At 47.8% G+C, this 2,552-nt stretch carries 6 protein-coding genes; 1 reads left to right on the plus strand and 5 read right to left on the minus strand.

What is annotated here, in order from left to right:
- Positions 1–207: 207 nt before the first annotated feature.
- The 5 genes from QUA74_RS29555 to QUA74_RS29575 all read right to left on the minus strand — a co-directional run bounded on the left by QUA74_RS29555 (position 208) and on the right by QUA74_RS29575 (position 2,319).
- Positions 208–666: a hypothetical protein gene (locus tag QUA74_RS29555; protein WP_333336303.1), complete on the minus strand. Its 459-nt coding sequence runs from the start codon at positions 664–666 to the stop codon at positions 208–210.
- 123 nt (positions 667–789) lie between these two features.
- Complete coding sequence (locus tag QUA74_RS29560) at positions 790–1,128, minus strand: hypothetical protein (protein WP_333336305.1); 339 nt, start codon at positions 1,126–1,128, stop codon at positions 790–792.
- A 53-nt stretch (positions 1,129–1,181) separates the two neighbouring features.
- Positions 1,182–1,715 (minus strand): hypothetical protein, encoded by a 534-nt coding sequence (locus tag QUA74_RS29565; RefSeq protein WP_333336308.1) that lies wholly within the window; start codon positions 1,713–1,715, stop codon positions 1,182–1,184.
- Between the two features lie 2 nt (positions 1,716–1,717).
- The gene (locus QUA74_RS29570; RefSeq protein WP_333336310.1) at positions 1,718–1,981 is read right to left on the minus strand and encodes a hypothetical protein; all 264 of its coding nucleotides are present in this window, start codon (positions 1,979–1,981) and stop codon (positions 1,718–1,720) included.
- Positions 1,981–2,319, minus strand: a complete 339-nt coding sequence (locus QUA74_RS29575) for a hypothetical protein (RefSeq protein ID WP_333336313.1) — start codon at positions 2,317–2,319, stop codon at positions 1,981–1,983. The genes QUA74_RS29570 and QUA74_RS29575 overlap by 1 nt, the downstream gene beginning before the upstream one ends.
- A 16-nt stretch (positions 2,320–2,335) precedes the next feature.
- On the opposite strand from QUA74_RS29575, the gene QUA74_RS29580 reads away from it, so the two are divergent.
- Positions 2,336–2,485 (plus strand): hypothetical protein, encoded by a 150-nt coding sequence (locus tag QUA74_RS29580; protein ID WP_333336315.1) that lies wholly within the window; start codon positions 2,336–2,338, stop codon positions 2,483–2,485.
- Positions 2,486–2,552 lie beyond the last annotated feature (67 nt).

The raw sequence follows: 2,552 nt of genomic DNA on the forward strand, positions 1-2,552 counted from the left end.
TTTTGGTTTGTAAGGCAATTATCTATGTATATCTTGCCTTACAGATTTTTTTTTGCTCACTTTTTCAGTGCCATTGATTCATAGTAAGAATTGTTGGTCTCGCGACCATATCCAAAGACCGCTGCTTCAGGTTCCAATTGAGTGCAGCGGTTTTTTGGCGTTTACATTTGTCGAAAAATTGAAGGCATAGGAGGAACAGCCCGCGAATTAAATTGCGGGGGCAGGGCTATCGCTGCGAGCGCAGCCACCTATTTCGGCTTTCGGGATAGAAGTAAAAGGTTTCTGAGGTGGCGGTCTAGTACCAGCGCTTGTCTCAATTTTCTCTACTGATTCAACCCCTGTATCTGTGTCGTGGATAGCGCCTGAGAATCTCAACCTTTCGGGAGGTTCAAGCTCTACACGCCAATTGAACTCATGCCAGATTAAGAAGGCTTCCCACCACGTAGCCAGAGGTAGAGATTCATCTGGCGCACACAACTCAATTTGACAATAGCCTTTACCAGGGCGCTGTAGCCTTTTCATTGCTTCTGTAGTGAGCGCGTGCTGATACATCCGTTGGATGTCGGATTTAGGGCGAGAGAGGATGATTTTACGCGCACGACTATCGACACTCGCCAGGAGCGCTTCTTCAAGAGATTTAGAAGTTGCGAGGTCGATTTTTATCATTTGTCAATTTTACTCCTCCTTTGGGTTCCTTCAGAAGTTGGCAAACAGAGGGTCAAGAAAGGGGGAAAGATTAAACTGGCGACACCTTAAGGTGTCGCCAGTTCAGTCTGTCTCACACGTCTTTCACCGCAAGGGTTTGGGAATGTGTGCTTCACTAGCAGTCTTTACACCCAAAACTGCATCCCACGGTTGAGGTTGGGGTTCTCCTGGTGTTGGTGTTGGTGAGACTGCTACCCCAAGCTGAGGTATTTGCAAGTCATTGAGGTAATAGGCGTACTGATTCCCCTCCCCCCGTTGTGGGTAGAACTTGCCGTTAGTTTTCCAGAAGAAGTCCTTGCCCCGCAAAACCGCTAACACCAGTTCTATTTCCGACTTAGTACCAGTCAATTTTAAGGCTGCTGTTGTTGGTATAGCCTTTCTCAAAAAGGTGAGGTACGAATTTTGACCTGGAAAGCTTGACAATACAGGGTTTCTGTATACCTCATTTATCTGAGAAACGCTATATATTCGGCTGTCTAGTCATCACCCTCCCCCTCAAACTGATTGAGTAAATCTTGCAGTTTGACCTTACCTTCTGAGAATTTTCGCCCTTCCATTTTGAGGACATTTTCAATAATCCAAGTGGGTGATTTACCCGCTTCCTTTGACTTGCAAACTTCCAAATATATAGGGTAATCGGGAGACTCGGAAGCGGAAGTGGTATTCTGCAAGTCGCTGTGATATATAGCTTCCAGCGCTTTCCGGCTTTTTTCCACGTCAGCCCCAGGGCTTGCCAGAATAAGTTCTGCTTCCTGCTGTCTTTGTTGCTGGGAAATGTAGGCACTTGTCGAGATTTCATCAATTACATCGGCATTAATCGCCCTGGTTTTGATGAACTCAATTTCATTTTCCTCTGCTAGTTTGCGGGCAATGTTACCCGCCGATACTGCACAAGCAATTGCTGTACAGAGACTTAAACCTTGCACCGATTTGTGCCAGCCAATACGCTCGTCAAGTGCGGTCAAGGAAGCTAGCCACAGCGCAACGGCCGCGCCGCTAAGGACGAACATTTTCAACTGCATAGAAACACCCCCGCGCCGATGCCTGCCATTGCCAGCGCTGCCATCAACAAAGCTTGCAGATTTTGCATTGAGATTTTGAGCCAGCCACTAACCGAAAAATCAAGCAGCCAGCACAAGCCCCACAAAACAAAGGCTGCTACTGCTAAAAAGACGATCGCTCTCATTGCCATTGGATGCAAACTCGCTATCCATCCCAAAAGGGAGGAAGCGATGCACCCGGCAATAAAGTAATTTGCCAGATACATCGCTCTCATTAGTTTGTGCCTCCCATCAACTTGGCTTTAATCGCATCAATCCGAGTCCTGCCGTCGGAGTCTGCTTTGTCAATCCCAAAACCCAACCGTGCGTAACCGGGTCGGAGTCCGTGCAGTTTCTTGGCTAAACCAGCATCAGCGCGCTTCTTACCGAGTTCATTCTCTGCGACCACTCCCTCATATTTCCGGTGCTCTTTGTGCACGGTTTTGTCGGCTTCCTCAATCTTGGTCAAAGCTTTGTAAGCCCGCTTAGACTGCCTCGCGCCGTCGGTCTTTTCCTTGGCTAGCTCTTTTAATTTGTCGGCTTGCTCGCGGTCAAAATAGCGCGGGTCTGGCACAACAGGAACAGATCGGATGCTGGAAAAATTGCCGGGTGTATTCGGGGTAATTACTCCTGCATCAGTCTGTGCCAATACCTTAGATTTGTCGATCGCGTGGTTGCCGTCGTTGCCAGCCGAAAGTTTGCCAGCGTCCGACTGGCCGCCACCGAATAGCGGGACTTAAACAAAAAATACGGTGAAAATACGTTATAATGCTTGCATAGCAAGCATATAACGTTAAAGAATGACCA

Source organism: Microcoleus sp. LAD1_D3, from assembly GCF_036702135.1.
Classification (GTDB): domain Bacteria; phylum Cyanobacteriota; class Cyanobacteriia; order Cyanobacteriales; family Microcoleaceae; genus Microcoleus.

Bases quoted from the DNA above. Each gene is read 5' to 3' on its own strand.
- QUA74_RS29565 (WP_333336308.1), bottom strand. From the start codon at position 1,715: ATGTTCGTCCTTAGCGGCGCGGCCGTTGCGCTGTGGCTAGCTTCCTTG.
- QUA74_RS29555 (WP_333336303.1), bottom strand. From the start codon at position 666: ATGATAAAAATCGACCTCGCAACTTCTAAATCTCTTGAAGAAGCGCTC.
- QUA74_RS29570 (WP_333336310.1), bottom strand. From the start codon at position 1,981: ATGAGAGCGATGTATCTGGCAAATTACTTTATTGCCGGGTGCATCGCT.
- QUA74_RS29580 (WP_333336315.1), top strand. From the start codon at position 2,336: ATGCTGGAAAAATTGCCGGGTGTATTCGGGGTAATTACTCCTGCATCA.